This window comes from Colwellia marinimaniae, assembly GCF_002207865.1.
GTDB lineage: Bacteria > Pseudomonadota > Gammaproteobacteria > Enterobacterales > Alteromonadaceae > Colwellia > Colwellia marinimaniae.
In genome coordinates this window covers 1-314 of record NZ_BDQM01000180.1, presented here as the reverse complement: position 1 = coordinate 314, position 314 = coordinate 1, and the positions used below count along the sequence as shown (strand labels likewise).

Annotated in this window: 1 protein-coding gene; it reads left to right on the top strand. The window is 43.3% G+C overall.

Features of this window, described 5'->3' with window-relative positions:
• On the top strand, positions 1 to 314 hold a 314-nt coding region (locus MTCD1_RS18805), incomplete at both ends, for a hypothetical protein (RefSeq protein ID WP_143760166.1).

The following is a 314-nucleotide window of genomic DNA, read 5'->3' as shown; positions in this document are numbered from 1 at the left end:
CTGTTAGATCAACCAAGTAGTCAAGATCAACAAAAAGCGGTACAACATATTGCGATTAACGGTCTTGGTCGTGATAACAGTTGTGCACATCTTATTTTGTCGACTTCGGAACAAGGTCATCAAGCTGCGCCAGCGCCAATCGGTAAACGCCGTCCGCAACTGGTTAAAACGATCAAGCTTGGTGGTCAGTTAATTGCTGAAGCCATTGTGAATAGTGCCAGTTCATCGTTGAATGTGATTAAAGCGCAGTTTGCGGGTAAAACCTTAACTAAGGTTAACCAGCCGATAATTATGGATAATCTGATACCACAAGG